The sequence below is a fragment of the Arthrobacter sp. cf158 genome (genome assembly GCF_900106835.1).
In the GTDB taxonomy this organism is placed as follows: Bacteria; Actinomycetota; Actinomycetes; order Actinomycetales; family Micrococcaceae; genus Arthrobacter.
Window position 1 is genome coordinate 77,231 of record NZ_FNNR01000010.1, and the last position, 26,090, is coordinate 103,320.

Sequence of the window (26,090 nt, forward strand, 5' to 3'; positions counted from 1 at the left end):
TATGACGTGCGTCATATTTACCCTGCAAGTGACTCTAGGCAGCCACTTCCGGAGGGAATATCCACTTGGCGCGGGAATTATCCGAATTACGCAGGGTCTTCCTCTTCCTCGTGCCAACCAACCCACGCCGCGGAAGTGAGGTGGGTTTCCCTGGCCTGAAGCTCCGCCGCCCAGAGTTCGAAGTGGCTCCTGTCCCATTCGTCCCTGCGGTCATGTACCACCTTGATGTTCTTCACTGGTCCTCACCTCGCTTCGGCTGTTGGTATGGTTTGTGAGCTGCGTCATACTTGTCCTAAAAGCGACTCTAGACAGACGCTGCACTCCGGAATATCCACTTGGCGCGGGGATCATCCGAAAGGCGAAAAGCTCCAAAAACCGTGTGACGCAATTACCCGTGAAGTAGGTGGCGGATGGTGAGGATTCTTCCTCGTGACGTTCTGCGGGGACGGCCAACAACGGCAACAACTGACGTGGACGAGGCCCACGCCAGGATCTCCGAGCTGTTCTGCAGCCACGAGCTCGCGCCGCGGACACGCACGTCAGCAGTAGACATGAAACTGCGCTCGCTTCATCGGGGCGACGTGGGGATCGAGTTCCTGGACTACGGTGCGGATGTTCGGATCGAACCCGAGGGCCTCCAGGACTTCCATCTGGTGCAGATCCCGCTTGCAGGGCATGCGACCATGCAGGTTGGCGGGAGCACGGTGGAATCAAGCCCGCGGATGGCGACAGTCCCACCCATCGACCGCCCATTCTCCATGAGCTGGGACGGCGGCAGCCCGCACTTGATTGTCTATGTGCGCCGTTCAACGGTGGAGCGCGTGGCGGGGCAGCTTTACGGCGATGGCACCGTGGATCTGGGCTATGGCATGGACCTTTCAGGTGCCGCCGGCCGCGCGTTCTTGAGGTCCGTCGTCGAACTTCATGACGACATGATCAGCCGGCCACAATCCATGGCTCCCGCATTTGTTCAGGGCTTGCTGGCGGACAGCATGGTCTCGCGGCTGCTGATGGCCATGCAGCCTTCCGCGGAGGAGCCTCGGGATGCCGATTCCGAAAGCCGTCTGGTGCGCGAGTGCCGCGAACTGTTGGAAAAGCACGCTTTTGAGGAGTTGACCGTCCCGGACATCGCCGAGTGCCTGGGTGTTTCAGTCCGGACCCTGCAAACGGCCCTCCGTGCGGAAGCCGGCGCGACGCCGTCGGAGTTGCTTCGAAGTATCCGGCTGGACCGTGCCCGCGAGATGCTGCTCGAAGCGGGCCCACGCGAACAGACCGTCACCGCGGTGGCGGAACTGTGCGGTTTCACGCATCAGGGGCGCTTCTCTGCGCTGTATCTGAAGACCTTCGGCGAACTGCCCTCGGAGAGCCTCCGCCGCTGACATGGCTGGCGCCTACGCCTCCAGCACGTACGTCTTCAGGTCATCCAGCGTTTGCTGCATGTGTGCGTCCATAGCGAGCCGCGCCTCGTTGGGATTGCGGGATTCCAGTGCGGCGGCAATCTTCCGGTGGTGGCCAATGGCATGTTCCTGGATCTCAGGGAAAGCCGAGGTCTCCGTGCGGCGGGCCTCGAGGACTCGATGAAGCGGTTCGAAGAGGACGGCCACAAACACGTTGCCGGAGGCATGCAGGATCACGTCGTGGAAGGCGAGGTCGGCTTCCACAAAGCCGGCCAGGTTGTTGACTTCGTGCGCTGCTTGCATCTTCTCCACGTGCTCTTTGAGCGCGGCAAGCTCAGCGTCGGAGATGCGTTCGGCGGCCAGCTCGCAGGCGCCGGTCTCCAGCATCCTGCGGAGTTCGATCAGCTGAATCGCAGCGGCCGCGTCCTTGGTTCCTTCCGAGGCGGCGCGCAGTACAGCTTCAAGTGACGCCCACTGGTTCAGGGGATTAACGAACGTTCCGCGGCCGCGCTCAACGCTGAGGATCCGCTGCGCTTCAAGAGTTTTCATGGCCTCACGCACGGTCATGCGGCTCACCTCGTGCTTGGCGCTGAGCTCAAGCTCGCCCGGGACTACCGTTCCCGGCGGAAACTCGCCTGCCACGATGCGGTCCAGCAACTCATCAGCTACGACGCCCACCAGCGACTTGCGTGCCATGTATCCCCATTTCCTGTACTTCAGACCGCCCTGCGCTCCGTGGATTTTCCCCCGGGACCGGTTGGTTGTCAGACATCTTACGCTGGCAGTGGCCAGCTCGTTCTCCAAAACTCACGCAACGCCCCGGCACATTCCTGCGGCTGCTCCCAGTGGACGTTATGACCGGCGCCAGGAATGGCTGCCAGGTGCCGGTCCGGACCTTCGGCCACGAACTGATGCATCTGGTCCATGGATCGCACACGGTCCCCGGTTCCTGCGAGGACCATCAGCGGCGCGTGGACGCGCCGGGGCACTGAAGGTTCGACGCCGGTCATGGCCGCCATTGCGCTGGCGGACAGCACCGGGAAGGGCACCTCGAATCCCTTGCTGAGCAACTCCATGTCCTGCCCGGAAAGGTCTCCGTACCAGGCATTCATGAGCTTCGCCTTGGTGGCTGGGTCGAAGAACCCTTGCTCCAGTTGGGACACCAGAAGGCTCTTGAAGCCCTCGTTTTGCGGTGCGGGAACCATGCCCACCAGGGTCACTGTTGCCACCAACTCCGGCCTGTGCGCGGCGAGGGTCAGGGAGACGCTGCCACCCATAGAGTGACCCACCAGGTGCACCGGGCCGTTTGCGCGGTCCTCCAGAAATGCCGCTACTGAAGCCGCAGCCGAGTCCAGTGTCCAGTCGAATACCGGCGGCAGTTCCTCTCCCGGGTGGTAGCCGGGCAGGTCCACAATCCACAGTTCACGACCGGCGTCGAGCAGTTCCTGTGCCAAGGGGTCCCAGTACACGGACCCGGACGCCCAGCCATGGATCAGCACTGCGGGAACGGGCTCACCTGCGGAAACGCCAGGTGTGCGAACGTCCACGAACGGGAGCGGAGCAACACCGTCAGCCATGCACCCAGCCTAGTGACGGTGGGCACCTTGCGTGGTGAGGAGCCGTGTGTCACACTGATTCAAATGTTAGATGTCTGACATCTTACATTCACTAAACCGCAACAGAGATTTCCCACGATGGAGTGCACAGTGACCCTTGAAGCCGACGTTCTGGCCGCTTTCCCGGCGGAAGTCCAGATTCCTGCTCAGTTGGTTGCCGACGCCGTTGCGGCGTCCTCGGCAACGTCCCCCCGCGTACTTGTGGTCCTCGACGACGACCCCACAGGCACGCAGTCAGTTGCCGATCTTGCAGTCCTCACACGCTGGGACGTCGCGGACTTCACCTGGGCTTTCACCCACATCCGTGAGAACCAGACCAAGCCTGCTGTCTACGTCCTCACGAACACCCGAAGCCTGGACCCGGCCGAAGCCGCAGCGCGCAACGAGGAAATCGTCCGCAATGCGCTGGCCGCAGCAGCGCCGGCAGGTTTGGCGCTGGGCTTCGTGAGCCGCAGCGACTCCACCCTCCGCGGCCACTACCCGCTGGAGCCGGACGTCATCGCCGCCACCGTGGCCGCCGAAACCGGCGAAGCCACCGACGGTGTGGTGATCGTTCCCGCATTCCCCGACGCCGGACGCGTCACCATCGGCGGCGTGCACTACATGCGTGGCGCAGCAGAAAACCTCGGCTCCCTTACTCCCGTCGCAGAGACAGAATTCGCCAAGGACGCGAGCTTCGGCTTCGCCAACTCGGAGATGGCCAAGTACGTGGAGGAGAAGTCGCAGGGCCGATTCCCCGCGAGTGACGTGATCGTCCTGGACCTGAACATCATCCGCGCCGGTGCCTCGGCCCAGGACCCCACCATTTCCGCCAAGGCAATCGCCGACGCACTGGAGCCCGCCACCAACTCCACGCCGATCGTGGCCGACATCGTCACCGAGAACGACTTCCGTGCCTTGGCCCTGGGCCTGGAGGAGGCAGAACGCCGCGGCAAGAAGCTGCTTTACCGCGTGGGTCCGCCGTTCGTCCGCGGACGCATCGGTCAGGAAATCCGTACGGCCCTGACTTCCGAAGAAGCTTTCGCAGGCAACACTCCCTCCACAGCCGGGGGCTTGATCGTGGTCGGCTCGCACGTTGGCGTCACCACCCGGCAGCTCAATGACCTCACTTCCGCGCATAGCTCGGCCCGGACCATTGAGATCGATGTGGAGAAGCTCATTGCCGGAACCAAAACCGAGGGCGAAGCGGAAGCCGAGGCGTACATCGGAACTGTAGTGTCCGACGTCGTTGATGCCCTCCACCAAGGGGACGTCATCGTCCACACCAGCCGCCTCCTCATCAAAACCGACGACGCCGCAGCGAGCCTGAAGATCGCCCGCACCGTCTCGGCCGCCGTCGTGGCTGTTGTGAACCGCACGCTGAAGACCTTCCCCCCGCGTTTCGTCATCGCCAAGGGCGGCATCACGTCCTCCGACGTGGCAGCGCACGGCCTGGAAATCCGCCACGCGATTGTCCGCGGCCCCATGCTCCCGGGCATCGTCTCGCTGTGGGAGCCGGTGGACGGTCCCGCGAAGGGCATTCCGTACATCGTCTTCGCCGGCAACGTGGGCGACGACCAATCACTGACCCACGTCACCCGCAAGCTCAGCGCCACTTTCTGACAGCCAAAATTCAATGGAGAACACCATGACCAGCAGCAACTACACCATCACCGTCCTGGGCCTCGGCGCCATGGGCCTGCCCATGGCCACCCGCTTGGCCTCGGAACTGACCGTCCACGGCTTCGACATCGCCGAACCCCGCCTGGAGCTCGCTGCCGCGGCCGGCATCAAGACGTTCGCCTCAGCCCGCGAAGCTTCGCAGGATGCCGACGCGTTGCTCCTGGCCGTCCGCAATGGCGAACAGCTCAACGATGTCCTCTTCGGCGAGAACGGCGTGGCCTCGGTGCTGAAGCCGGGCGCCGTGGTGATCCTCGGCAGCACCGTGGGCACGGAAGCCATCCCGGCCACGGTCGCCAAGCTGGCCGAATACGGCGTTTCGCTGGTTGACGCTCCGCTGTCCGGCGGCCCCAAGCGCGCCGGCGAAGGTGACCTGCTGATCGTTGTCGGCGCCGAGCCCGAGGCACTCGAAAAGGCTCGCCCCGCCCTTGAACTGCTGGCGTCCACCCTGAGCATCGTGGGCGACAAGCCCGGCGATGGCCAGGCACTGAAGACCGTCAACCAGCTCCTGTGCGGCGTCCACATTGCCGCCGCCGCAGAAGCCATGGCCCTCGCCGACGCCCTCGGCCTCGACCAGGCCAAGACCCTCGCCGCGCTGGAAGCAGGCGCCGCCGGTTCCTTCATGCTTTCCAACCGCGGCCCGCGCATCCTCGAGGCCTACACCGAGGAAGGTGCCGAGGTCCTCAGCCGCCTGGACATCTTTGTCAAGGACATGGGCATCGTGGGCAAGGCAACCCGGGCCGCCGGCCTCGCCGCACCCGTTGCTGCCGCTGCTGAACAGCTTTACCTTCTCGGCCAGGCCCAGGGCCTCGCCGCCGCCGACGATTCCGCCGTCATCAAGGTTGTTGCGCCCTCCAAGCGCACCGCCTAACCACTCCCAACAAAGAACCCGCGACGACGGCGGTCCCCCCTTCGCCGTCGTCGCCACCTCCGCCGGTCTTCCCTAGACTGGTATGTCAAAGGAGACACCCCCAATGAATCCCCTCGTTAACTCGTTGATGGTTCAGGCGGCCGACGCCCCCGCCATCAAGCCTGCAGTGGAGCTGGGAACACCCCTTCTGCTGACCATCGCTGCGGCCGGCATCGCCCTGTTGCTGGTGCTGATCATCCGCTTCAAAATCCAGGCTTTCGTAGCCCTGCTGGCCGTCAGCATCCTGGTGGGCGTCGCAGCCCAGATTCCGCTCAAGGACATCTTCACCGTGGTGACCACGGGCGTCGGCAGCACCATGGGTAAGGTGGCATTGCTGATCGCCCTCGGAGCCATCCTTGGCCGCATGATCGAGGTTTCCGGCGGCGTACAGTCGCTGGCCACCCACTTCACGGAGAAGCTCGGAGCAAAGCGCGTTGCTGTCGCTCTGACGGCCGTGGGCTTCCTGGTGGCCATCCCCGTGTTCTTCGAGGTTGGCGTGATCGTCCTGGTCCCCATCGTCTACGCCTTCGCCAAGATCGCGAACGTTCACCCCATCAAGTTCGGCCTGCCCATGGCCGGCATCATGCTGTCCATCCACGTTGCAGTCCCGCCGCACCCGGGCATCGTGGCCGGCGCCGGCGTCTTTGGCGCGGACATCGGACTCATCACCATGATCTCGCTGATCATCTGCATCCCCCTCGGATTCCTTTCCTACTGGGTTGCCAGCATCATGAACCGCAAGGACTACGAGCTTCTCCCCGGCGTGAAGCAGCAGGTGGAAGAGTTCGGTTCCGATTCCCTGGTCCACGTGGGCCACGATGGTCCGGGCGCCCGCGCAATTGCTCCTCCCCGCCCCGGCCTGATCATGTTCCTGATCGCCGCCCCGATCGTCCAGATCCTCCTCGGCACGGTGGGTACGCTGACCATCGCCAAGGACAACTACTGGTACGGCGTGGCCGCGTTCATCGGCAACCCGTTCTTCGCACTCCTGGTCGCTGTGGCCCTCTCCTTCTTCCTGCTGGCCGTACGCCGCAACTGGTCCCTCAAGGAAACCGGCGAAATCTTCGAAGGCGCACTGCCTCCCATCGCATCCATCCTCATGGTGGTCGCCGCAGGCGGCGTCTTCGGTGAAGTCCTCCGCACCTCGGGGATCGGGGCCGCACTGTCCCACACCTTGGACAGCCTCGGCCTGCCGGTGATCGTTCTCGGCTTCATCATCTCCCTGGCACTGCGCGCCGCGCAGGGTTCGGCCACGGTGGCAATCGTGACCACCACCGGCCTGCTCACCTCAGCTGTGATGGAGGGCGGCTACTCGCCAGCCCAGATCGCAGTGATCGTGATCGCCATCGGTTTCGGTTCGCTGGGCCTGTCCCACGTCACTGACGCGGGCTTCTGGACCGTGATCCGCTACTACGGCCTCACGGTTTCCGACGGCCTCAAGACTTGGACCGTCCTCACCACCATCCTGGGCCTTGCTGGCTTTGCCCTGACATACGTTGCCTGGATCCTGGTAGGAGGCCTGGCCCACTGATGCGCGCCAAACTCGACCAGCTGGTCGGCTCAGCGCTGGCATCCGGCTCCGCCGTTCCGGCCTTCACCTGCTACGACTTCACCACCGCATTGGCTGTAGTGTCGGCGGCGGAGGAAGCCCGGCTGGGCGTGATCCTGCTGGTGGCTCCGAAAACTGCGTCCACGCCCAACGGACTGCGCCTCATCTCAGCCCTGCGTGGCCTCGCCGACGACGCCAGCGTCCCGGTTTCGGTCCAACTTGACCACGCCTCGGACCTCAAAGTCATCCTCGACTCAGTGGCCGCGGGTGCGGACGCCGTCCTGGCCGACGGTTCGTCCCTGCCCTACGAGGACAACATCGCCCTGGTCCGCGAAGTCCGTGCCGCGCTGGACGCGCAAGGCGCCTCCGACGTCGTGATCGAAGCGGAACTGGGCGGCCTTGCGGGTGATGAGGACAAGGCGTTCGGTGCCGGTGATGCAGCGCACGACGCCGGCACTTCAGTTGCGGGACTCACCAACCCTGCACAGGTGGCTGACTTCGTGGAGCGAACGGGTGCGCAACTGCTGGCCATTGCCGTGGGAAACGTGCACGGCAAGTACAAGGGCGAGCCAAATATCCGCTGGGACGTACTGCAGGAGGTGGCGGCTGAGACCGATGTCCCGTTGGTGCTGCACGGAGCATCGGGCATCCCCGCCGCGGAACTCGCAAAAGCTCCCTCCCTGCACGTGGGCAAGGTGAACGTCAACACCGAACTGCGCACGGGAATCCTCGCGACGCTTGAGGCTGAAACTGCTTCGCACCGGGCCGACGGCGAGAATCTTCAAGGCCTGTTGGCCCGTTGGAACGGCTCGGCCGGAACATTCGCCGGCAGCACGCTGCAGCTGCTCAGCGCAGGCTCGTAGCGCGGCACACAATCCCGTCATGACAGGGAGGCTAGGATCAAAACATGATCCTGGCCTCCCTGATTTTTGCGACGATTGCCGCCCTTCTCCACGTCTACATCTTCACCATGGAGTCCATTACCTGGACAAAGCCGGCTACGTGGAAGCGGTTCAGCCTCACCACCCAGGCTGATGCCGAAACCACCAAGTCGCTCGCCTACAACCAGGGCTTCTACAACCTGTTCCTGGCCATCGGCGCGTTGGTTGGCATCATCGCCGTCTGGGCCGGCGCTCCACAAGTGGGCTGGACCCTCGTCTTCAGCAGCTGCGGCTCAATGCTCCTGGCTGCCCTGGTCCTCGCTGCGAGTGGCAAGAAGTACCTCCGCGCAGCAACGCTCCAAGGCACCACACCGCTGCTCGCCGTCGTGCTCGGAGTGTTGGCGGTAACGCTGGGCTAGCCCGCGGAACTAGTGCTCCGGCGGGCCGGCCTGGGCTGCGGCTTCATCCATCCAGAGCACTTCCCAGTGGTGGCCGTCCAGATCGCGGAAGGCCCGGCTGTACATGAACCCGAGATCCTGGGCGTCGTAGGTTTCGGACCCGCCGGCTTCCAGGGCCTTGGTGGCCAGCGCATCCACAGCTTCACGGCTGTCGGCAGACAGGGCGACAATTGCCGCCGTCGAGTTTTTGGTGTCCGCAATGGGCTGCTTGGTGAACTCGCTGAACTTGGCATGCGTCAGGAGCATTGCGTAGATGGTGTCGCTGAAGACGACGCAGGCCGCTGTCTCATCAGTGAAGTTCGGGTTGATGGAGTAGCCAAGGGCCGTGTAGAAAGCCTTGGATGCTTCAAGATCGCTCACGGGCAGATTGACGAAAATGGACGTAGTCATGCGTCTGATCCTGCCGGGGTTTCGGCGCCCCGTCCAGACCTGTTCAGTCCAGACCTGTTCAGTCCAGACCTGTTCAGTCCAGACCTGGTCAGTCCCGTCCAGGCCCCTCCCTCCACAGCGGCAGCGGCACCACTCTCAGGCTGCGTCCCGACTCGTCGAGAATATGGCCCAGGCGCTTGTACGTCCGGACCACCGCTTGCCGGGAGATCACAATGCTGCCGGGTGCCCGTTCCGCGAGTTCGCGTTCAAAAGCCTGTGCCTCCAAGTAGTCGCGGACCCACAGTGTGACCACCAGGTTTTGCGCACCAAGAACCTGGGCGCTGAGCCGGCAATTCGTTTGCGCGGCGAAATAGCGGCCGACGTCGTCCACGAACTGGGCCGGGACATTGAGCATGAGAGTCACCTCGCGGAGGCCCCGATTGGCTGCCGTGGACGCGTCGCACCTCAGCGTGATGTATCCGGATGCCAGGAACCGTTCCACCCGGCGTCGGGCGGTCTGAGGTGAAACGCTGCAGGCGGCACCCAGCTCGGCCCAACTTGCGCGGCCGTCGTTGGCGAGTACCTCAAGCAACGCGGCATCCAAGCTATCCGGCGAGTAGCCTGCCGGTGCGGGCTTGGCTTCGGAGGTGACCAAACGCGCGCGTGCGGGTTCGAGTGTTCCGCTGCGCCACTCCGAGGCCTGCCGGTACAGCTTGGTGACGAAGACGACTTCGCGGTGGGTGACTCCCGGCAGCGCAGGAAAGGCTCCGGTGACGATGTCCATGAGTTCCTCGTGGCTGGATGCGAAGCAATCCATGAACACATCGTGGGAGCCGGTGACCATGGAGACGGTACCGAACGCGGGCTCCGCGCACAGCCTGTGGATCAGGGCTTCGCTCTCGCCGGGCAATGACGACAGTTGGATGAACGCCGACCAGCCCGCACTGAGGTAGCGCTGTCCCGGAGACGGTGTAATCCACGCCGATCCTTGCTGCGCCAACACGTTCCAGCGCCTCGCGACAGTGGGAGCTGACAAGCCCAGGGCGTCCGCGATCCGGCTCCATTCCGCCCGCGGGTTGATCTGGAGGGCATTGACGATTTCGAGGTCGAGCTCTGAGATTATGGCTGATTCGTTCAATGTGAGCTGCCTTGTGTGAGATTCAAACAATCTGGAAGCCAGTGTAATCGACGGCCATATCGTTGTGACTCGCATCACCAACGGCACCTACGGCCATCTCAACCGGATCAACACCCAAGGAAGCTCATGGCAAGCAAGACAGCACCACCTGCGGCCGCGGCCATCACGCGCAGGACCATCGCAGGAATGATTCTGGCAATGGCGCTCATCGAATCACTCAGTGGCGTGACCCAGGGGTACCTGAACCCCATCCTGCCCGCGCTGGGACCGGTCTTCGAGATTGACGACCCCACCATCAACGGCATTTTCCTCATCTCCAACGTCAGCTTCGCCGTCCTGACGCCCATCATTTCGAGGCTCGGGGACAGCTACGGCTACCGGCTCGTGCTCCGCTGGTCCACGGGCGTAGTGACGGTCGGCGTATTGCAAATGGCGCTGTGGCCGTCGCTGTGGACAGTGACGCTGGGCGTCGTCATGCTGACCTGCGTGGTGGGGTTCATCCCGCTGATGATGGGAATCCTCCGTGTCACCAGCCCGGCACACACCCGTACCGGCGTCAGCGTCATGATCGGCATGCTGATGATCATGGTGGGCGGCGGCGGCCTGCTTGCCGGAATTGTGGGCGTCACCGATCCGACGCTGGGATTCTGGGTGGCGGTCCCGTTCGCGGTGATCGCTTTCGTATGCTCCTTCCTGCTGCCCGACGCCGGGGTCCCGACCCGTGAGGGCATTGCCCTGGCACCGCTGTTGGCATGCTCGCTGGGTCTCATTGGTTTTGTTGTGGCGTTGTCCATGGCGCCGGAATGGGGCTGGCTGGATGCACGTACCCTCACGGCCGGCCTGTTGGGGCTCGCCCTGCTGGCGTTCTGGGCAAGGCGTGATTACAGCGGTACCGCCGGGCAGCGGTTCATGGACCTGCGCATGCTGGCCACTCCGCGGATCCGAGCCATCTCCGTAGCAACCTTCTTCTTTGGCTTTGCCTCCATCAGCTACTTCGGTACCAACGGCATCTTCCTGCACTCCAACCCGGAGAAGACGGGTTATGGGTTCAGCCTCAGCCCGCTGATGATCGCGATTGTCCTTGCCCTGGCATCCGTCCTGTCCTTGGCATCTTCCCTGCTGACAGCGCGGGCGATGCGACGGTTCGGTGAACGGGCCACACTGGTGTTCGCCGGCGTTCTGCTGGCAGGCGGATTCTTGGTGATGATGCTCGCGCACGGCTCCTTTGCCGGATACTGCATCGGCTTCGCCATGTTCAACCTGAGCTTGGGAATGTATCAAGCGGGCACCCGTTCCCTGTCCGTTGAAGGTGTCCCCTTGGAAGAAACCTCAACGGCCGCAGGCCTCAATGAATTGGCTCTCTCCGTGGGCATCGCAGTAGGCGCGGCAGTGGTCAAGCTGTTGTCGTCAGCATCAGTGGAGTCCGGACGCATCACCGAAACCGGGTTGTTCACCATCTGGGGAGCCCTGGCTGTGGCGGCGCTGATCGCCGCCGCGGCCAGCGCCCAGTACCCCAAGCGACAGGCCGCCGGGGTGACCGCATGATCGCCGGGCTGAACAGCGTGACCCAAGGGTCCGCCGTCGTGCTGTCCTCTCCAGCAGACATGTCCTCTCCAGCAGACTTTCACGCCACCCTGGACAATGAGGTGCAGCGCTGGAAACCGGACATTCTGGACCTGAGCCACGCCATCCATGCCGACCCGGAGCTTGGTGGGCAGGAGTTCCGCGCGGTCAAACGGGTTAAGAGGGTTCTGCGCAAGGCGGGTTTCACGTTCGATGAAGCGCAGCCTGAGGAGCCCACGGCTTTCAGTGCCCGCTGCGGATCCGGCGAACTCGTGGTGGCACTGTGCGTGGAGTACGACGCCCTGCCCGCAATCGGCCATGCGTGTGGGCACAACGTCAACGCGGCCAGCGCCGTGGGGGCAGCCCTGGCGTTGGCCGCGGTGGCGGAGCAGCTGGACATCACGGTCAAAGTTCTTGGCACGCCGGCGGAGGAGACCACTGGAGGAAAGGTGGATTTGATGGAGGCAGGCTTCTTTGACGACGTCTCGCTGGCCATGATGGTCCACGCCGGCGCTTCAGATGTGGTGGGAGGCTCGTCCCTGGCCATGTCCATGTGGGACGTGCTGTTCGAGGGCCGTCCGGCTCACGCAGCAGCGGCGCCATCTGAGGGAGTCAACGCGCTGGACGCATTGGTGGTGGCACAGTTAGCCATCGCTTTGGCGCGCCAGCAACTGCCGGTGGGCTCCATCGTGTCGCTGATCGTCACCGAGGGCGGCAGCGCCGTCAACGTTATCCCCGAGCGCACCCGGGCGAGCGTTGAAATGCGGGCGCCCGGGATTGATCAACTGCGCGTCATCCAGGACAAAGTCCGGCGCTGCCTGGAGGCTGGCGCCCACGCGAGCGGCTGCACGCTGCAGGTGACTCCCAAGGGCAATGACTATGCGGAACTGCGCCAGGACCGGTATCTGTCCACGGCTTACCAGGAAGCGATGAAAGCCAGGGGAAGGGACGTTGTTTTCAACGCCGATCCTGTGGCCTCCACGGACATGGGAAACGTCTCGCAATTGGTGCCGTCCATCCACCCGATGGTGGGTTACGACGTCCGGGGCGCCGCCCACCACACTGCCGAGTTCGCTGCATTCGGTGCCTCGGCCGGAGCTGACCAAGCAGTTCTGGACGGATCGTTTGGCATGGCAGCGGCGGCCTGTGCGGCGGCCCTGGACCCGGAGCAACGCGAACGCCTGCTGCACAAGGCGCGGTAGGGGCCAGCCTGCTGGCTCCATTGTCCGCACGGGCGGACAATGGAGTCAGCACGCAGAAGCGTGCCTCGTTGGGAGAGCAATGGAGAGGGACACGTATCCTGCGGTCAGCGCAGCAACGGCTGCGCAGAGGGACCCGGCGATCGACCTTGTCCGCTTCACCTGCCTGCTGCTGGTGGTGGCATGCCATTGCATGATGGTCAGCCCTGTTTTGCACAGGGACGGAACGGTCACCACCCACAACGTCCTCATGGAAGAGGGCTGGTTTGTGCCCGTTGCCTGGGCGCTCATGATCGTGCCGCTGTTCTTCGTGCTGGGAGGCGTGACCGGGCTGCAGTCCTGGCGGCGTTTGCGTGCTCGCGGGGGAAATGGATTCGACTTCGCCCAGGTCCGGCTCCTGCGCCTGATCCGCCCGGCGATGGCGCTGCTCGCGGTCATGTGGAGCGGGCTCTGGATTGCGTTGCTGCTGGGTGTCCACCCGCAAGTGATTCAGCTGATGACGGCCGGGGCTGCGATGCCCTTGTGGTTCCTGGCGGCCTACTTGACGGCGCAACTCAGCGTTCCGCTCTTGGCACGCTTTCACGAACAGGCACCGATGCTGACTTTTGGCGGTTTGGTGGCACTGATCATTACGGTCGATTCCCTCCGCGGGGCACTTCCGGTGCTGGCCTTCGCCAACATGGTTTTTGTTTGGTGCGCGGTCCAGCAACTCGGATTCCTCATGGCTGACGGCTTCTTCGAACACCGAAGCCGGGCGTGGCTGGTGGGCGTCATCGTCTCCAGCAACCTATTGCTGGGACTCGTCACAGGGGTGGCTGTCTACCCGGGAAACATGGTGGTGAACATCAATCCGCCCAACCTGTGCCTGCTGCTGCTGGGCATTTCCCAGACGGCCACGTTGCAGCTTCTTCAGCGGGGCATCCGGTGGATTGCAGGTGTTCGTTGGATCCAGTCCATCATTGCCGTTGCCGGCCGCCGGTCCATGACGGTCTACCTATGGCACTTGCCCTTGCTGGTAGGCATGTCAGGACTGCTGTTGCTCACCGAAATACCCAAACCATGGGCCGGAACCGCAGAGTGGTGGTGGGCGCGGATACCTGTGTTCCTCGCGGTAGTCACCCTGCTGGTGCCAGTGGTGTTGATTCTAGGGCGTTTGGAGAAGCGTCCGACGGCGGCCAGCCACGCCCGGGGTCCGTCCCGTGCCGCTGTGGTGACGGCCGTCGTCGTGGTTTTGATCCCGGTGGCGGACGCCGCATTCAACGGATTAACGCTTGCGCTGTTGGGCGGGGGAGCGGCGTGCTTCGCTCTTGCGGTCCTGCTTCTCGGCAGGGTTCCGACCCCGGTGCTGCAGCCGCCTCAAGGAAAAGTTGCGGATCTGCGGGAGGCACCCCTGTCCACGTTGCCAGAGGCCGGTTTACGTGCCAATCTCGAAACATGACCGAGTTCACGGATTCACTGGCAGAGTCGTTCCGCCCCGACGTCACCACGGTGCGCAATGACAAATTTCACCGCTATGAGCTTCATGTAGACGGAGAGCTGGCGGTGATCTCCCAGTTCCTCGACCGGCCAGGACATATCGATTTCATTCACACAGAAACCAGGCCCCAGTTCAGTGGTCAGGGCCTGGCCAAAGTGTTGGCCCACTTTGCGCTGGATGACGTGGTGGCGTCCGGCAAGCGCATCATCCCGCATTGCCCGTACATCGCTGCGTACTTGAAGAAGCACGAGGGTTACGAGCAGGACGTTGACTGGCCCGCCGAGAAGCCGGTGGGTGAACCGGACAACGAGTAGGCCTACATCGGCATTGATTGGTCATAGCCCTTCCACCGCTTCTGAGCACGCCCGGCATGGCTTGAGGGGAAGGGCCAGTCCCGCCGTGTCCCGCACAGGGAGACGATGGCATCGTGCTCATCGGAAATGCGTTGGCCCCGGCAGTTGGCGTGGACCTGCATCGCGCTGACCAGGCTTCCCCCGTGGAGATGATCGGAATCCGTGACCACGTAGGAGAAGCTCCGCATGGCGGATTGGCCCGGAGCAAGGAGGCTGATCCGAAGGTCCCGTTCCACCGGTTCTGACGTGTACTGGAGCATCTCCATGCCTTCGTTGGTGAAGGAACGCGGTATCAGGGTGACGTCACGGAGATAGCCCGCAGAGTCATTGGTGATCCAGGCCGTGAAAATGACAGTATCGCCCGGGATAGCCAGCGGCCGGTCCGCCCCGTAGACCAGGGCGACATGTCCCGCATTCTTCTTTCGCGCAAGCAGGCTTGAGCGGTGCTGGGCCGTCTTGTGCTGGAGTGCGCGCGACAGTTTCAGGAGGGGGCGGCGCCGCCGGATCTCCGTGTTTCCTTGAGTCGCTCCAGGGGTAGGAAAGTTCACGCCTCATAAGTGGCACCAACATCTGATTCGTGACGCGAAATATGCAAAAAGTGGCTTCTTTACAGGTATAAATGGCTCGATTCAAGTCATGCGGCTTCTGATGTCACACTATTGTTTATGGATCAAGTATTTGCGGTAAGGGGCGATGGCGCCGCCTCCCCAGCGTTGGCGATTGCTGGTGGCAGCGATCCCGAGATCATTTCCATGGTGCGCCAAGGGGTTACAGACGCCTTCGATGTGCTCTACGAACGGCACTTCAAGATCGCCCAATACGTGGCCCGTTCCCAGACGGACAACCCCAGTGACGCCGATGATGTGGTTGCTGAGTCTTTTGCGTCAATCTTCCAACTTCTCAAGGAAGGCAAGGGGCCGAAGGAGTTCTTCCGGTCCTATCTCCTGACGGTGGTGCGGCGCACAGCGCACGACCGGAACCGCAAGGCACGCCGCATGCCAACGGCGGCGGATGACGCGATTTTGGATTCTGCCGTGATGGACACCGATCCGGTCCTCAGTGACCTTGAGTCGAGCATTATGGCGAAGGCCTTCAAATCGCTGCCCGAGCGCTGGCAAGCGGTTCTGTGGCACTTGGACATTGAGGGTTTGAAGCCTGCCGCGGCCGCTCCCTTTGTTGGCTTGACCCCCAATGGAGTTTCGTCGTTGGCCATTCGAGCCAGGGAAGGGCTGCGGCAGGCGTACCTGCAGCAGCACATCAGCCAGACCGTGGACGAAGCATGCGACGAATACGCCAGCCAGTTGGGCAAGTACGCACGCAATGCGCTGAAACGCACGTCCCAGGAAAAAGTCAACGACCACCTGGATGGATGCGCCAAGTGCACAGCGTTGTTGATTGAGCTCAATGACGTCCAAGGCGGCATGAGGGCCATCCTGTTCCCTCTGGTTACCGGGATCGCCTTCACGCCAGGCGCCCTTGCGGCCATCGGATCGGGTGCAACTGCTGTGGGGGTTTCTTCCGGGACCGGAGTCACGGCCGGGCCGGGCCAGGCAGGCGCCACCGCAGTGAAGGGTGTCAGCAAGGCATGGAAGCTGACTGCTGCCATGGTGTTGGCAGTGGTGGCGCTCGCTGGAGTGGTTGCGTGGTTGCTTCAGCCGACGTCCGCCAACGAATCAACGGCCTCGGGCGAGGCCGCCACCAATGTTCCCCCGGTCCAGGAAACATTGGCCCCTGTAGTAACGCCGAGCCCTGAACCGACGTTCGCAACGAACTCCAGCCCAGCCGAGGTTCCCCCAACGGTCCCGACGGCAACAGTGGTGCCACAGCCGTCCGCCGTCGTGATTCCACCGGCGGTGCCGCCACGGAGCGCTGTTGTGGTGGACTCAGGCATTGTTTCCTCCTCCACGTCGCCTATGGCTTCGACCCCTGCGGTACAGCCCACCCAAACCGTTGATGCGACGTTCGCGGCGGCGTCCGGTTCCGGTCCGGCGGAGCGGGAGCTCCACGTGCAGTTCTCGCTGGAAGGGGAGGGGAGCCCCACTACGGGCGAAGCTGTCTTTGCCCTGCCGGACCAAGCGACCTTCGTGGCGGGGAGAACCGTTGCGCCAGCGGGCTGGACCTGTGCCAGTACTGAGCTGCAGCAGATTCGTTGCACCACCGCGTTGCTGGCCACCCAGGACCTCGCCTTCACGCTGGGCGTTGCCATGCCGGCAACCGCAGAGGGCGGAGTGTTGAACTACCGGTTCAGCGGTCAAGGCGTTGCCGCTACGTCGTTCGCCAACGCTTTCCACTAGGCCTTTGCACCGGCGTCATTCGGCGGTGAAGAAGCGCTGAAAACTCTCCCAAAAGTTTTTCAGATTTCCGCGTCACGATTCATGAGTTGCCAGCACTAATCATTCGGGTCTCCGTGTTTGTCGGTGCCCTCATTGGATTTCTTGTAGGTCCAATGACACCACCCTTCGGTTACGCCCTGGAGACAACCCATGAAGTACGCACGTCCACGCAGGCTGCTGGCGGCCATCATCGTTACGGCGATGATGTCGCTGGGGGTGGGTGGCGCCTTGGCGCCCCCGGGCTTGGCCACCACCCCGGGAACTCCCGACGTGGTCCAGCCCGGCACCACTGTCTACGTTGAAAGCTTCTCCAATGAGGACGCCACAGCCGGGGCCATCAGCATCCTGCGATACGAGGGCGGCCCCGCTGCAGCCAATGAAACCTATACAGCTGACACGCCCTACACCCCGGCAGGCGGACAATGCGACGGGTGGATCCTGAACTCCTCCACGCCGTTGCCCACCTCCGACTCCGGCTGCCTCAGGAATCAGCCGGCCGGCTGGGGTCAGCTTCAGCAAATGTCAGTGGCCCTTGGCTTGGCCCAGGGGCAGACTGCAACCCAAGCCGCCCGCAACCAGGCGTTGTCCGAATACACCAACAGCGCCTCCGGAAGCCTTGATGCCGGCGTCCAGTTCCGGACGGAGTCGAACACCATCCCCGCGATCGCTGGCCACTACTACGCCGTGTCCGGATACTTCGCCCAAGTCAACTGCCATGCAGCACACGCAAGCGAGACCTTCAGCCTCCTCATCAACGGGGCACGGCACGTCCTCAGCGCCGGGCTGGATCCCTGCGGCAGCAGCACGCGGCCCGATGTCCAGGTCACCAGGCTTCAATCGGCGGCGTACCAGATTCCGCTCGGCACCATCAACCCGTCACTTGGCTTGGAACTGCGGAACGAGGCCACCACCGGGTTCGGTAACGACGTCGCTTTTGACCTCCCACAGATTGTGGACGTCACACCCCAGCTGGATCAGTCCTTCACGCCGTCCCTCATCGGGCCCGGCGGAACCTCCCGGATGACATTGACTGTCACCAATACGGCGGATTTGCTCACCAAAACCGATTGGTCCCTCACGGAATCCCTTCCTGCGGGACTTGTTGTGGCTGGCACCCCCAACGTCGGGGCACCTGTGCGCAGGCTCCTGGAACAAATGCTTTGGCGCGCACGGCTCTCCCTGGAAGCGCAACCCTTTCCGTTGCCGGCGGCGATCTGGCGCAGGGAATGACATCGTGCACCGTCACGGTTGAGGTGACTGCTGCTGCCGAGGGAAGCTACGTCGGTGGTCCCGCCAGCATCGTGACCAACCTGAACCCGCCGGCAAACGCTACCTTGACTGTCCGCGCCCCACGCCTTGAACTGAGCACACAACTGGACGGTCGGCGGGCCCGGGATTTGGACCAGTTCACCGCTGAAATTCGTACGGGCTCGGCCACAGGGCCGGTGGTCAGCAACACGGCCAACTCCACCACCACCGGTTCGGGAGCCGCCGTTAGTCCAGGTACTGGCATTACCGGCGAATACATCGCAACCGAAGGCGCCACGTATTACCTGACGGAATCGGGCAGCAACCTGTCCGGTTACGACAAAACCATCACCTGCGCCGATGCCTCCGGCCTTCAGCCCGGCCTGCCCAACGGCGACGCTTTTAACGGTTCGCTGGCGCTCACTCCCGTTACCGGAGCTGACATCAGCTGTGTGCTGGGCAATAGAGCGGTGGCGGCCCCGGACTTGGATTTCAGTGCCTCTGCTGACATTTCAGCGGTCCAGTCGCCTGCCGGGGTGGATGATCGGATCAGCTACACGTTCGCATCGAAGAACACGGGCAACGTGAAGCTGAGCGATGTGGCTATTGATGACCCGATGGCCGGCGTATCGGCCCTGGACTACTCCTGGCCGGGAACCCCCGGCGAGCTGTTGCCGGGCGAAACTGTCACTGCCGTGGCAACGTACCAGATCACCCAGGAAGATATCGACGCCGGTTATGTCGCCAACAGCGCCACCACCACGGGCAAGCCGCCCACCGGACCTCCCCTGACTCCGCCTCCCAGTGAGATCCGTACCGCGTTGGACGCATCCGCGGGAATGCAGTTCAGCACGTCGGCCCAGGCGCCCGTTGGCGATGCGGAGTCCAAGGTTGGCGACGTCATCACCTACTTTTTCGCCTCGAAGAACAGTGGAAACGTCACCTTGAAGAACGTCTCCATTCATGACCCGTTGGCCGGACTCTCAGCCTTGAACTACACCTGGCCGGGAGTTCCAGGAGTGCTCCTCCCCGGCCAGAGGGTGATGGCCACAGCCACGTATGCGGTAACCCAAGCGGATATCGACGCCGGTCATGTCGCCAACACCGCCACCACCACGGGAACACCCGTCCGGGGACCTTCCGTTGCGCCTCCGCCGGGTGAGACGGATACCCCCTTGAAAACGCGGTCGGGCTTGGAGTTCACCAAGTCGGCCGACGCTTCCGGAGTGGGTGACCCAGCCCGGGAAGGGGATGTGATCACCTACAAGTTCACCCTGAAGAACACCGGGACCGTGCCCATCACAGGGGTTGCAGCCCAGGACCGGATGCTGGGCCTGGCGGCCTTGGATTACCACTGGCCCGGTGCTGCGGGAACCCTGCTGCCCGGTGAAACGGTGACGGCTACGGCAGCCTACGCCATCACCCGGGCGGACACCGACGCAGGCATGGTCAGCAACACGGCTACTGCAACGGGTACGGCTTCCACCGGATCTACGGTCGCCACTCCGCCTGCAACTGTGGTGGTGACCTTCCCGCCTGTGGCAACAACCGGGGGCAGATCCCCGGCCGGATCAGCTGGCAACACGCCACCTGAAAGCACAGCGACCGGGACCACCGCGGGCACATCTCCGACGGGAGAGGCTGCCACCACTCCACCTGCAAGTGCAGTGGTGAGCCTCCCGTCGGTGGTTCCGGACCAATCCGAAGGATTGCTGGCCAGCACGGGAGTTGTTCTCACCGTGGTGCCCACCAGCCTTCTGGTTGTTGGTTCGGGGCTGTTCCTGTACCTCGCCGGACGCCGGAGGCGTTCAGGGGCATAGGACGTGAAGTGCGCGGCAGCCGGGGCCCCAACCCCGGTTGCCGCGCATTTTGCAGTTAACGATCGTTTGTTGGCGGGAGCCTCTTCTTTTGCCACTGCATTGCGTGCCAGAACAGCAAGCCGCCGGTGATCAGGGCGGCAGCAAGGAGCGCATAGGGCGCGTTGGAGAGAAGCATGTAATTCACTTGGGCTGCCTCGGCACTTCCCGGCGACATGATCGTGGCCGCGGCAGTAGTGAACGCACACAGTCCAAACCAGGCCAGCCCGGCATCCAGCACCCAGAGCGCAACGATGAACGGATTGACGGAAGGCCGCCTTCGCGCCGGGTCCGCCTCCGGAGGCTCCGGTACATGGGGGCTGATGGCCTGCACCGCGTTGCCGTGCTGGTCGATTTCGCGGAAACCGATGTGCTCGTGGACGTGGTCCTTCATAGGGTCCCCCACCGTTGACTGGATTGTCCTAGCACTCTACTCCTCGTGGCGAGTCCACCCCGGGCAGGATGCCGGTGGCCCAAAAAGACAATTCCGTGGCCGAAAAGAGTGCCACATTTTGCACCCAAAGGGGCTTTAAGAAAAGTCAATGACGTGCTACCGCGCGGTAGAACCGCGAGAAACCGCCTTCTAAGCGAAATAGGTCACAAAAGTTTGACGGAAAGGCTTACCTAAGTAAGGCTTACCTTGCTAATAAGCGCCCCAACGCAATGGAAGGAAGCTGACGTGACGTCACCTAGTGTCGAAGAGCGGATCGCTCAGGAGCAGGATTTTGGCTCCAAAGTGGAACTGGCCCTCGCTGCCACCAACCAGCTGTTCAACGCACGAAATTCGCCCAGTTACGTCGCGCAGGTTCTCCAAGGAGTCAACGCCGTCTCCACCAAAGTCCAGCGGACCACCCAACCTTTCACCGGCGTCGGGCATGCCGAACTGAAAGCCAAGGTTGGCGCCGTTGACCTCGAACGCCCCCTGCCGGACACGGCCGCTGCCCTGGAGGAGCTGGATGAGCTCTACCTCAAGGACGCCATCTACTTCCACGATTCCCGCTACGCCGCACACTTGAACTGCCCGGTGGTCATCCCCGCCCTGGTGGGCGAAGCCGTGCTCTCGGCCGTGAACTCGTCCATGGACACCTGGGATCAGAGCGCCGGTGCAACCATGATCGAGCGCCGCCTCATCGATTGGACCGCGGAGCGCATCGGTTTCGACGCGGACGCTGACGGCGTGTTCACCTCCGGCGGCAGCCAGTCCAACTTCCAGGCGCTGCTCATTGCCCGCAACCACGCGGTCGCCAAGCTGCGGGCGACGAATGTGGACGCCCGCCTGCCGCACCTGCTGGATCGGCTCCGGATCTTCACCTCTGTGGACAGCCACTTCAGCATTCAGAAGTCGGCATCCATGCTGGGCCTGGGCTTCGACGCCGTCGTCGCAGTGCCCACCACCGAAGACCACCGCATGGATCCCACCGCCCTTGCGGCTGCTTTGGCGGAAGCGCACGACGCCGGGCTGGTGCCCATGGCGGTTGTAGCCACCGCCGGGACCACGGACTTCGGATCGGTAGACCCGCTGTCCGAGATGGCCGCCTTGGTTCGCGCCTACGATTCCTGGCTCCACGTTGACGGCGCCTATGGTGGCGGCCTCATCGTGTCCGGCCGCCACCGGCACCTCCTGAACGGCATCCACCTGGCGGATTCTGTCACCGTGGACTTCCACAAGACCTTCTTCCAGCCGGTGAGCTCCAGCGCAGTCCTGGTCCGCAACGGCTCCATGATGGGCCATGTCACGTACTACGCGGACTATCTGAATCCGGAAAGCGCGGCGAAGGCCGAGATTCCCAACCAGGTGGACAAGAGTATTCAGACCACCCGCCGCTTCGATGCGCTGAAACTGTGGCTGACCCTCCGCATTATGGGCGCCGACGCAATCGGTGCGCTCTTCGACGAAGCGATTGACCTCGCCGCCCGGGTAGGAACTTTGCTGGCTGAGGACGCCGAATTCGAGCTCGCTGCCGCACCGCAGTTGAGCACATTGGTGTTCCGCTACCGCCCGGTGGTGGACGGTGCGGCCCTCGACGACGACGCTGCAGACGCCCTCAATCCCGCCATCCGCGCCGCGATCTTCGCCTCCGGCGAGGCCGTGGTTGCCGGCACCAAGGTGGCTGGCCGCCACTACCTCAAATTCACCCTCCTCAACGCCGAGGCGAGCTTGAGGGACATCCAGGAAATCATCGAACTGATCCGCAGGACCGGCGACAGCCTCCTCGCAAACACCACGGAGGCCGCCGCGTGAGCACCCAGGACAACGGCAGGATTTACGACGTCGCAGGCATCGGCGTCGGGCCCTTCAACCTTGGCCTAGCGGCCCTGAGCGAGCCCGTGGAGAACCTCGACTGCGTGTTCCTGGATCGGCGCGAATCCTTCGACTGGCACCCTGGCATGATGCTGGAACCGGCGCACCTCCAGGTCCCGTTCATGGCAGACCTCGTGACGCTGGCCGATCCCACTTCCCCGTTCTCCTTCCTGAACTTCCTGAAGCAGACCGGCCGCTTGTACCGCTTCTATATCCGCGAGAACTTCTACCCGCTGCGCGCCGAGTACAACCAGTACTGCCAGTGGGTGGCCGGCCAGCTTGAGTCGGTTCGTTTTAGCACGGATGTGCTGGATGTGACCTACGACGACGGCGTGTACCGCCTTTCGGTGCAGGGTCCGGACGGTGCTGAGGTGCTTCGCGCCCGCAAGCTGGTCCTGGGCACCGGCACGTCCCCCTACGTTCCGGATTCCTGTGCAGGAATAGTGCCCGCCGGCGGACTGGTCCTCCACAACGCCGACTACCTGTCGAGGAAGAGTGAGCTGCAGTCCAAGCGCAGCATCACCATTGTGGGCAGCGGACAGAGCGCGGCAGAGCTTTACTACGAACTCCTCCAGGAAATCGACGTGTACGGCTACCAGCTCAACTGGGTGACCCGTTCCGGCCGCTTCTTCCCGCTGGAGTACACCAAGCTCACCCTTGAAATGACGTCGCCGGAGTACGTGGACTACTTCCACTCGCTCCCGGGGGAGCAGCGCGATTCGTTGATCAAGAGCCAGAAGAACCTGTACAAGGGCATCAACTCGGACTTGATCGACGACATTTACGATCTCCTGTACACCAAGAGCCTCTCCGGCATGGTGGACACGCAACTGCACACGCACTCCTCGCTCACTGCCGCCGACTGGGATGCCGCCGCCGGCACCCACACGCTCCAGTTGCGCCACGAAGAACACGGCCGCGATTACAGCCTGGAGTCCGAAGCCGTGGTGCTGGCCACCGGCTATACCTATAAAGAGCCTGCGTTCCTGGCCGGCATCCACGATCGCATCCGTCGTGACTCCAAGGGCCGTTTCGATGTGGAGCGCAACTATGGAACCGGCGTGGAACCCTGCGAAATCTTCGTCCAGAACGCCGAGCTGCACACGCACGGTTTCGTCACCCCGGACCTGGGCATGGCCGCCTACCGCAACTCCTGCATCCTGCGGGAAATCACCGGCCGCGAGGTTTACCCGATCGAACGCAGCATCGCGTTCCAGCAGTTCGGTGCTCCCGCTCCGGCAATGACAACAGAATCCGCTGCCGTCCCGGAAACCGCAGGAGCAACCGTATGAGCTTCACGTTCCGGCCCATCGACCCCGTGGCGGACGCACCTGTCCTCCACAGTTGGGTGAGCCAGGAGTACGCACGGTTCTGGGGCATGGTCTCGGCCACTGAGCAGGACGTTGTGGAGGAGTACACAAAGATCGCGGAATCGGGCCATCACCAAGCGTTCCTGGGGCTCGACGACGGCGTTCCTGCCTTCCTGATGGAGCGGTACCGTCCTGAATCCTCGCCCTTGGCGGACGTTTACGAGGTCCAGGACGGAGACGTCGGAATGCACCTTTTGGTGTCCCCGCCCAGCGGTGATCCGCAACCAGGCTTCACCACCGCCGTCATGCAGTCCGTGATGACGGAACTGTTCCAGGACCCCGCAACGCAGCGGATCGTCGTCGAGCCTGACGCCCGCAACCACAAGATCCATGTCCTCAACGAAAAGGTGGGCTTCCGGCCGCACGGCGTGGTGACGCTTCCCGCCGTCGATCCTGCCGAAGACCACAAGCAGGGGCTCCTGAGCTTCTGCACGCGCGAGGATTTCCTTGCTACCCTGACCCCGATTCTGGCCGCGCCTGCCGCGGCGACCAGAGGAGAATCCCTGTGACCACCACTGCCGACAACGCGACTGCCACCGCTGGCGATTCCGTGTCCCACCTGACCCCTGAGCGCTGGGCCGCTGCCAACCGGCACGTGGTCCGCAAAGCGATCGCAGAGTTCTCGCACGAGCGCATCCTGGTTCCGGAGCTGATCCGTGATGAGGGTGCCGGCGTGGGCCTGTACAAGGTGGTGAGCGATGACGACGCCACGGAGTACCGCTTCCGCGCCCGGGTGCTGCAGCTTGAACACTGGTCTGTCGCCGCTGATTCCATAGCCCGCCTCCGTGACGGTGAGGAATTGCCCCTTGACGCTTTGGACTTCATTGCGGAGTTCCACGAGGCACTGGCCATCCGGATGGAAATGCTCCCGGTGTACCTCGAAGAGATCAGCAGCACGCTGGCCAGTCACGCCTACAAGCAGGGCAAGCCGTTCAGCTCGGCTGAATTGGCGGCGGGCATCACGGGCGGGACTGACCGGGCCGCTGACTTCCAGGCCATTGAGCACAGCATGACCGAGGGCCACCCCTGTTTCGTGGCCAACAATGGCCGGCTGGGATTCGGGATTGCGGACTACCACGCGTTCGCGCCGGAAACCGGTGCCACGGTCAAGCTGCAGTGGATCGCAGTACACCGCAGCAAGGCTGTTTTCACTTCGAGCGCCGGGCTGGATTACCGCACGCACTTTGAGGCTGAACTTGGGCCGGCCACGTTGGCCTGGTTCAATGCGGAGCTGTCGGCATCCGGACTGGATCCCGAGGACTACCTCCTCATGCCGGTGCACCCGTGGCAGTGGGACAACAAGCTCACCGTGACGTTCGCGGCAGAAATCGCCCAGCGCCACATCGTGAACCTGGGAACGGGTGAGGACTCCTACCAGGCGCAGCAGTCCATCAGGACGTTCTTCAACACGGATCACCCGGAGAAGGCGTACGTGAAGACGGCCATGTCCGTGCTGAATATGGGCTTCATGCGTGGACTGTCGCCGCAGTACATGAAGGCCACGCCTGCCATCAACGATTGGTTGCAGGAATTGATCGGCAATGACCAGGAGCTCCAGAACCGGGGCCTGGCCATGATCCGTGAAACCGCGGCCATCGGGTACCACAACCACTATTACGAGGCTGCTTCGGCCAAGGGTTCCCCCTACCGCAAGATGCTCTCGGCCCTGTGGAGGGAAAGCCCACTGCCGTTGCTCAAGGACGGGCAGCAGTTGGCCACCATGGCGTCATTGCTGCACGTTGATGGCACCGGCAATTCCGTGGTTTCCGCCCTGATCGAGCGGTCCGGCCTGGCGCCCACCGAGTGGCTGCGACGCTACTTCGAGGCCTACCTCGTGCCGCTGGTGCACTGCCTGTACGAGTACGAGCTCGCCTTTATGCCGCACGGCGAAAACGTGATCCTGATCCTCGAAGACGGCGTGCCTGTCCGCGCGATCATGAAGGACATCGCCGAGGAAATCGTGGTCATGGGGGACCGGCTGGAATTGCCGGAGGACGTCTCCCGCGTCAAGGCCGAGATCCCTGCCGAGGAAATGGTCCTGGCCATCTTCACGGACGTCTTCGACTGCATCTTCCGCTTCCTCGGAGCCATCCTTGTGGAGGACGGGACGCTGCGCGAGGACGAGTTCTGGGGAACTGCTGCTTCCGTGCTGCGCGAATACCAGCAGCGCCATCCGGAGCTCGCGGACCAGTTCGCCATGCACGATCTGTTTGCGCCGGACTTTGAGTTGTCCTGCCTCAACCGCCTGCAGCTGCGGAACAACCAGCAGATGCTGGACATCTCGGATCCCTCCGGCGGGCTCCAGATGGCGGGACGGTTGGCCAACCCGCTGGCCAAGTTCGCTTAATTCCTGCGGTGAGGGGTAGGCGCTGTGGAGGGTTGATGAACCCGGAAGCCAACTCCTCACCGAGG

General features: G+C 63.3%; 24 protein-coding genes. 17 read left to right on the forward strand and 7 right to left on the reverse strand.

The window, feature by feature from the left end:
• Positions 1-86: 86 nt before the first annotated feature.
• Complete coding sequence (locus BLW08_RS23955; RefSeq protein WP_175538765.1) at positions 87-236, reverse strand: hypothetical protein; 150 nt, start codon at positions 234-236, stop codon at positions 87-89.
• 174 nt (positions 237-410) lie between these two features.
• Here BLW08_RS23955 and BLW08_RS18880 point away from each other — a divergent pair, with 174 nt between their 5' ends.
• Complete coding sequence (locus BLW08_RS18880; protein ID WP_091327118.1) at positions 411-1,379, forward strand: AraC-like ligand-binding domain-containing protein; 969 nt, start codon at positions 411-413, stop codon at positions 1,377-1,379.
• Between the two features lie 12 nt (positions 1,380-1,391).
• On the opposite strand, the gene BLW08_RS18885 is transcribed toward BLW08_RS18880, so the two are convergent.
• Complete coding sequence (locus tag BLW08_RS18885) at positions 1,392-2,093, reverse strand: FadR/GntR family transcriptional regulator (RefSeq protein WP_090823906.1); 702 nt, start codon at positions 2,091-2,093, stop codon at positions 1,392-1,394.
• A gap of 77 nt (positions 2,094-2,170) precedes the next feature.
• On the reverse strand, positions 2,171-2,974 hold the full coding sequence (locus BLW08_RS18890) for an alpha/beta fold hydrolase (protein ID WP_091327121.1): 804 nt from the start codon (positions 2,972-2,974) through the stop codon (positions 2,171-2,173).
• A gap of 129 nt (positions 2,975-3,103) precedes the next feature.
• On the opposite strand from BLW08_RS18890, the gene BLW08_RS18895 reads away from it, so the two are divergent.
• From BLW08_RS18895 to BLW08_RS18915, 5 genes are all read left to right on the forward strand, one after another.
• Positions 3,104-4,615 (forward strand): four-carbon acid sugar kinase family protein, encoded by a 1,512-nt coding sequence (locus tag BLW08_RS18895; RefSeq protein WP_091327124.1) that lies wholly within the window; start codon positions 3,104-3,106, stop codon positions 4,613-4,615.
• 25 nt (positions 4,616-4,640) lie between these two features.
• Positions 4,641-5,543, forward strand: a complete 903-nt coding sequence (locus BLW08_RS18900) for an NAD(P)-dependent oxidoreductase (RefSeq protein ID WP_091327126.1) — start codon at positions 4,641-4,643, stop codon at positions 5,541-5,543.
• A gap of 103 nt (positions 5,544-5,646) precedes the next feature.
• Positions 5,647-7,113 carry a GntP family transporter gene (locus BLW08_RS18905; RefSeq protein WP_090823899.1) on the forward strand — a complete coding sequence of 489 codons (1,467 nt, stop codon included), beginning with the start codon at positions 5,647-5,649 and terminating at the stop codon, positions 7,111-7,113.
• Positions 7,113-7,994: a class II fructose-bisphosphate aldolase gene (locus BLW08_RS18910; protein ID WP_091327129.1), complete on the forward strand. Its 882-nt coding sequence runs from the start codon at positions 7,113-7,115 to the stop codon at positions 7,992-7,994. Before BLW08_RS18905 ends, BLW08_RS18910 begins: the two co-directional genes overlap by 1 nt.
• A 44-nt stretch (positions 7,995-8,038) precedes the next feature.
• A complete protein-coding gene (locus BLW08_RS18915; protein WP_090823895.1) occupies positions 8,039-8,431 on the forward strand; it encodes a DUF1304 domain-containing protein in 393 nt (130 codons plus the stop codon).
• Between the two features lie 9 nt (positions 8,432-8,440).
• Here the strand turns inward: BLW08_RS18915 and BLW08_RS18920 are convergent, their stop codons facing one another.
• Both BLW08_RS18920 and BLW08_RS18925 read right to left on the reverse strand, forming a co-directional pair.
• Positions 8,441-8,860 carry a VOC family protein gene (locus tag BLW08_RS18920; protein WP_090823894.1) on the reverse strand — a complete coding sequence of 140 codons (420 nt, stop codon included), beginning with the start codon at positions 8,858-8,860 and terminating at the stop codon, positions 8,441-8,443.
• Positions 8,861-8,948: 88 nt separating this feature from the next.
• A complete protein-coding gene (locus BLW08_RS18925; RefSeq protein WP_175538766.1) occupies positions 8,949-9,977 on the reverse strand; it encodes an Lrp/AsnC family transcriptional regulator in 1,029 nt (342 codons plus the stop codon).
• A gap of 126 nt (positions 9,978-10,103) precedes the next feature.
• Here BLW08_RS18925 and BLW08_RS18930 point away from each other — a divergent pair, with 126 nt between their 5' ends.
• From BLW08_RS18930 to BLW08_RS18945, 4 genes are all read left to right on the forward strand, one after another.
• Positions 10,104-11,522 (forward strand): MFS transporter, encoded by a 1,419-nt coding sequence (locus tag BLW08_RS18930; protein WP_091327136.1) that lies wholly within the window; start codon positions 10,104-10,106, stop codon positions 11,520-11,522.
• A complete protein-coding gene (locus BLW08_RS18935) occupies positions 11,519-12,742 on the forward strand; it encodes a M20 family metallopeptidase (RefSeq protein ID WP_217639255.1) in 1,224 nt (407 codons plus the stop codon). The genes BLW08_RS18930 and BLW08_RS18935 overlap by 4 nt, the downstream gene beginning before the upstream one ends.
• A gap of 79 nt (positions 12,743-12,821) precedes the next feature.
• Positions 12,822-14,177: an acyltransferase family protein gene (locus BLW08_RS18940; RefSeq protein WP_091327138.1), complete on the forward strand. Its 1,356-nt coding sequence runs from the start codon at positions 12,822-12,824 to the stop codon at positions 14,175-14,177.
• Entirely contained in the window at positions 14,174-14,530 is a 357-nt protein-coding gene (locus BLW08_RS18945; RefSeq protein ID WP_090823886.1) for a GNAT family N-acetyltransferase, read from the forward strand. Before BLW08_RS18940 ends, BLW08_RS18945 begins: the two co-directional genes overlap by 4 nt.
• Before the next feature lie 2 nt (positions 14,531-14,532).
• Here the strand turns inward: BLW08_RS18945 and BLW08_RS18950 are convergent, their stop codons facing one another.
• The gene (locus tag BLW08_RS18950; RefSeq protein ID WP_254779970.1) at positions 14,533-15,117 is read right to left on the reverse strand and encodes a hypothetical protein; all 585 of its coding nucleotides are present in this window, start codon (positions 15,115-15,117) and stop codon (positions 14,533-14,535) included.
• A 117-nt stretch (positions 15,118-15,234) separates the two neighbouring features.
• Here BLW08_RS18950 and BLW08_RS18955 point away from each other — a divergent pair, with 117 nt between their 5' ends.
• The 3 genes from BLW08_RS18955 to BLW08_RS24200 all read left to right on the forward strand — a co-directional run bounded on the left by BLW08_RS18955 (position 15,235) and on the right by BLW08_RS24200 (position 19,970).
• On the forward strand, positions 15,235-16,863 hold the full coding sequence (locus BLW08_RS18955; RefSeq protein WP_091327140.1) for a sigma-70 family RNA polymerase sigma factor: 1,629 nt from the start codon (positions 15,235-15,237) through the stop codon (positions 16,861-16,863).
• A gap of 189 nt (positions 16,864-17,052) precedes the next feature.
• A complete protein-coding gene (locus BLW08_RS24195) occupies positions 17,053-18,132 on the forward strand; it encodes a DUF7933 domain-containing protein (RefSeq protein WP_254779971.1) in 1,080 nt (359 codons plus the stop codon).
• Positions 18,129-19,970, forward strand: a complete 1,842-nt coding sequence (locus tag BLW08_RS24200) for a DUF7507 domain-containing protein (protein ID WP_254779972.1) — start codon at positions 18,129-18,131, stop codon at positions 19,968-19,970. The genes BLW08_RS24195 and BLW08_RS24200 overlap by 4 nt, the downstream gene beginning before the upstream one ends.
• 55 nt (positions 19,971-20,025) lie before the next feature.
• Here BLW08_RS24200 and BLW08_RS18965 read toward each other — a convergent pair whose 3' ends face one another.
• Positions 20,026-20,400, reverse strand: coding sequence for a hypothetical protein (locus tag BLW08_RS18965; protein ID WP_091327142.1), 375 nt, complete (start codon positions 20,398-20,400; stop codon positions 20,026-20,028).
• 285 nt (positions 20,401-20,685) lie between these two features.
• Here BLW08_RS18965 and BLW08_RS18970 point away from each other — a divergent pair, with 285 nt between their 5' ends.
• From BLW08_RS18970 to BLW08_RS18985, 4 genes are read left to right on the forward strand one after another with little or no spacing between them, the layout of a single operon-like run.
• The gene (locus tag BLW08_RS18970; protein WP_091327145.1) at positions 20,686-22,248 is read left to right on the forward strand and encodes a pyridoxal phosphate-dependent decarboxylase family protein; all 1,563 of its coding nucleotides are present in this window, start codon (positions 20,686-20,688) and stop codon (positions 22,246-22,248) included.
• Positions 22,245-23,600, forward strand: a complete 1,356-nt coding sequence (locus BLW08_RS18975; protein WP_091327147.1) for a lysine N(6)-hydroxylase/L-ornithine N(5)-oxygenase family protein — start codon at positions 22,245-22,247, stop codon at positions 23,598-23,600. Before BLW08_RS18970 ends, BLW08_RS18975 begins: the two co-directional genes overlap by 4 nt.
• Positions 23,597-24,187, forward strand: a complete 591-nt coding sequence (locus tag BLW08_RS18980; protein WP_091327150.1) for a GNAT family N-acetyltransferase — start codon at positions 23,597-23,599, stop codon at positions 24,185-24,187. Before BLW08_RS18975 ends, BLW08_RS18980 begins: the two co-directional genes overlap by 4 nt.
• Positions 24,184-26,025, forward strand: a complete 1,842-nt coding sequence (locus tag BLW08_RS18985) for an IucA/IucC family protein (RefSeq protein ID WP_091327151.1) — start codon at positions 24,184-24,186, stop codon at positions 26,023-26,025. Before BLW08_RS18980 ends, BLW08_RS18985 begins: the two co-directional genes overlap by 4 nt.
• Positions 26,026-26,090: the final 65 nt, after the last annotated feature.

Coding starts and splice junctions, on each gene's coding strand:
- BLW08_RS18880 (WP_091327118.1), top strand. CDS start 411: ATGGTGAGGATTCTTCCTCGTGACGTTCTGCGGGGACGGCCAACAACG.
- BLW08_RS18885 (WP_090823906.1), bottom strand. CDS start 2,093: ATGGCACGCAAGTCGCTGGTGGGCGTCGTAGCTGATGAGTTGCTGGAC.
- BLW08_RS18890 (WP_091327121.1), bottom strand. CDS start 2,974: ATGGCTGACGGTGTTGCTCCGCTCCCGTTCGTGGACGTTCGCACACCT.
- BLW08_RS18900 (WP_091327126.1), top strand. CDS start 4,641: ATGACCAGCAGCAACTACACCATCACCGTCCTGGGCCTCGGCGCCATG.
- BLW08_RS18905 (WP_090823899.1), top strand. CDS start 5,647: ATGAATCCCCTCGTTAACTCGTTGATGGTTCAGGCGGCCGACGCCCCC.
- BLW08_RS18910 (WP_091327129.1), top strand. CDS start 7,113: ATGCGCGCCAAACTCGACCAGCTGGTCGGCTCAGCGCTGGCATCCGGC.
- BLW08_RS18915 (WP_090823895.1), top strand. CDS start 8,039: ATGATCCTGGCCTCCCTGATTTTTGCGACGATTGCCGCCCTTCTCCAC.
- BLW08_RS18920 (WP_090823894.1), bottom strand. CDS start 8,860: ATGACTACGTCCATTTTCGTCAATCTGCCCGTGAGCGATCTTGAAGCA.
- BLW08_RS18930 (WP_091327136.1), top strand. CDS start 10,104: ATGGCAAGCAAGACAGCACCACCTGCGGCCGCGGCCATCACGCGCAGG.
- BLW08_RS18935 (WP_217639255.1), top strand. CDS start 11,519: ATGATCGCCGGGCTGAACAGCGTGACCCAAGGGTCCGCCGTCGTGCTG.
- BLW08_RS18940 (WP_091327138.1), top strand. CDS start 12,822: ATGGAGAGGGACACGTATCCTGCGGTCAGCGCAGCAACGGCTGCGCAG.
- BLW08_RS18945 (WP_090823886.1), top strand. CDS start 14,174: ATGACCGAGTTCACGGATTCACTGGCAGAGTCGTTCCGCCCCGACGTC.
- BLW08_RS18955 (WP_091327140.1), top strand. CDS start 15,235: ATGGATCAAGTATTTGCGGTAAGGGGCGATGGCGCCGCCTCCCCAGCG.
- BLW08_RS24195 (WP_254779971.1), top strand. CDS start 17,053: ATGAAGTACGCACGTCCACGCAGGCTGCTGGCGGCCATCATCGTTACG.
- BLW08_RS24200 (WP_254779972.1), top strand. CDS start 18,129: ATGACATCGTGCACCGTCACGGTTGAGGTGACTGCTGCTGCCGAGGGA.
- BLW08_RS18965 (WP_091327142.1), bottom strand. CDS start 20,400: ATGAAGGACCACGTCCACGAGCACATCGGTTTCCGCGAAATCGACCAG.
- BLW08_RS18980 (WP_091327150.1), top strand. CDS start 23,597: ATGAGCTTCACGTTCCGGCCCATCGACCCCGTGGCGGACGCACCTGTC.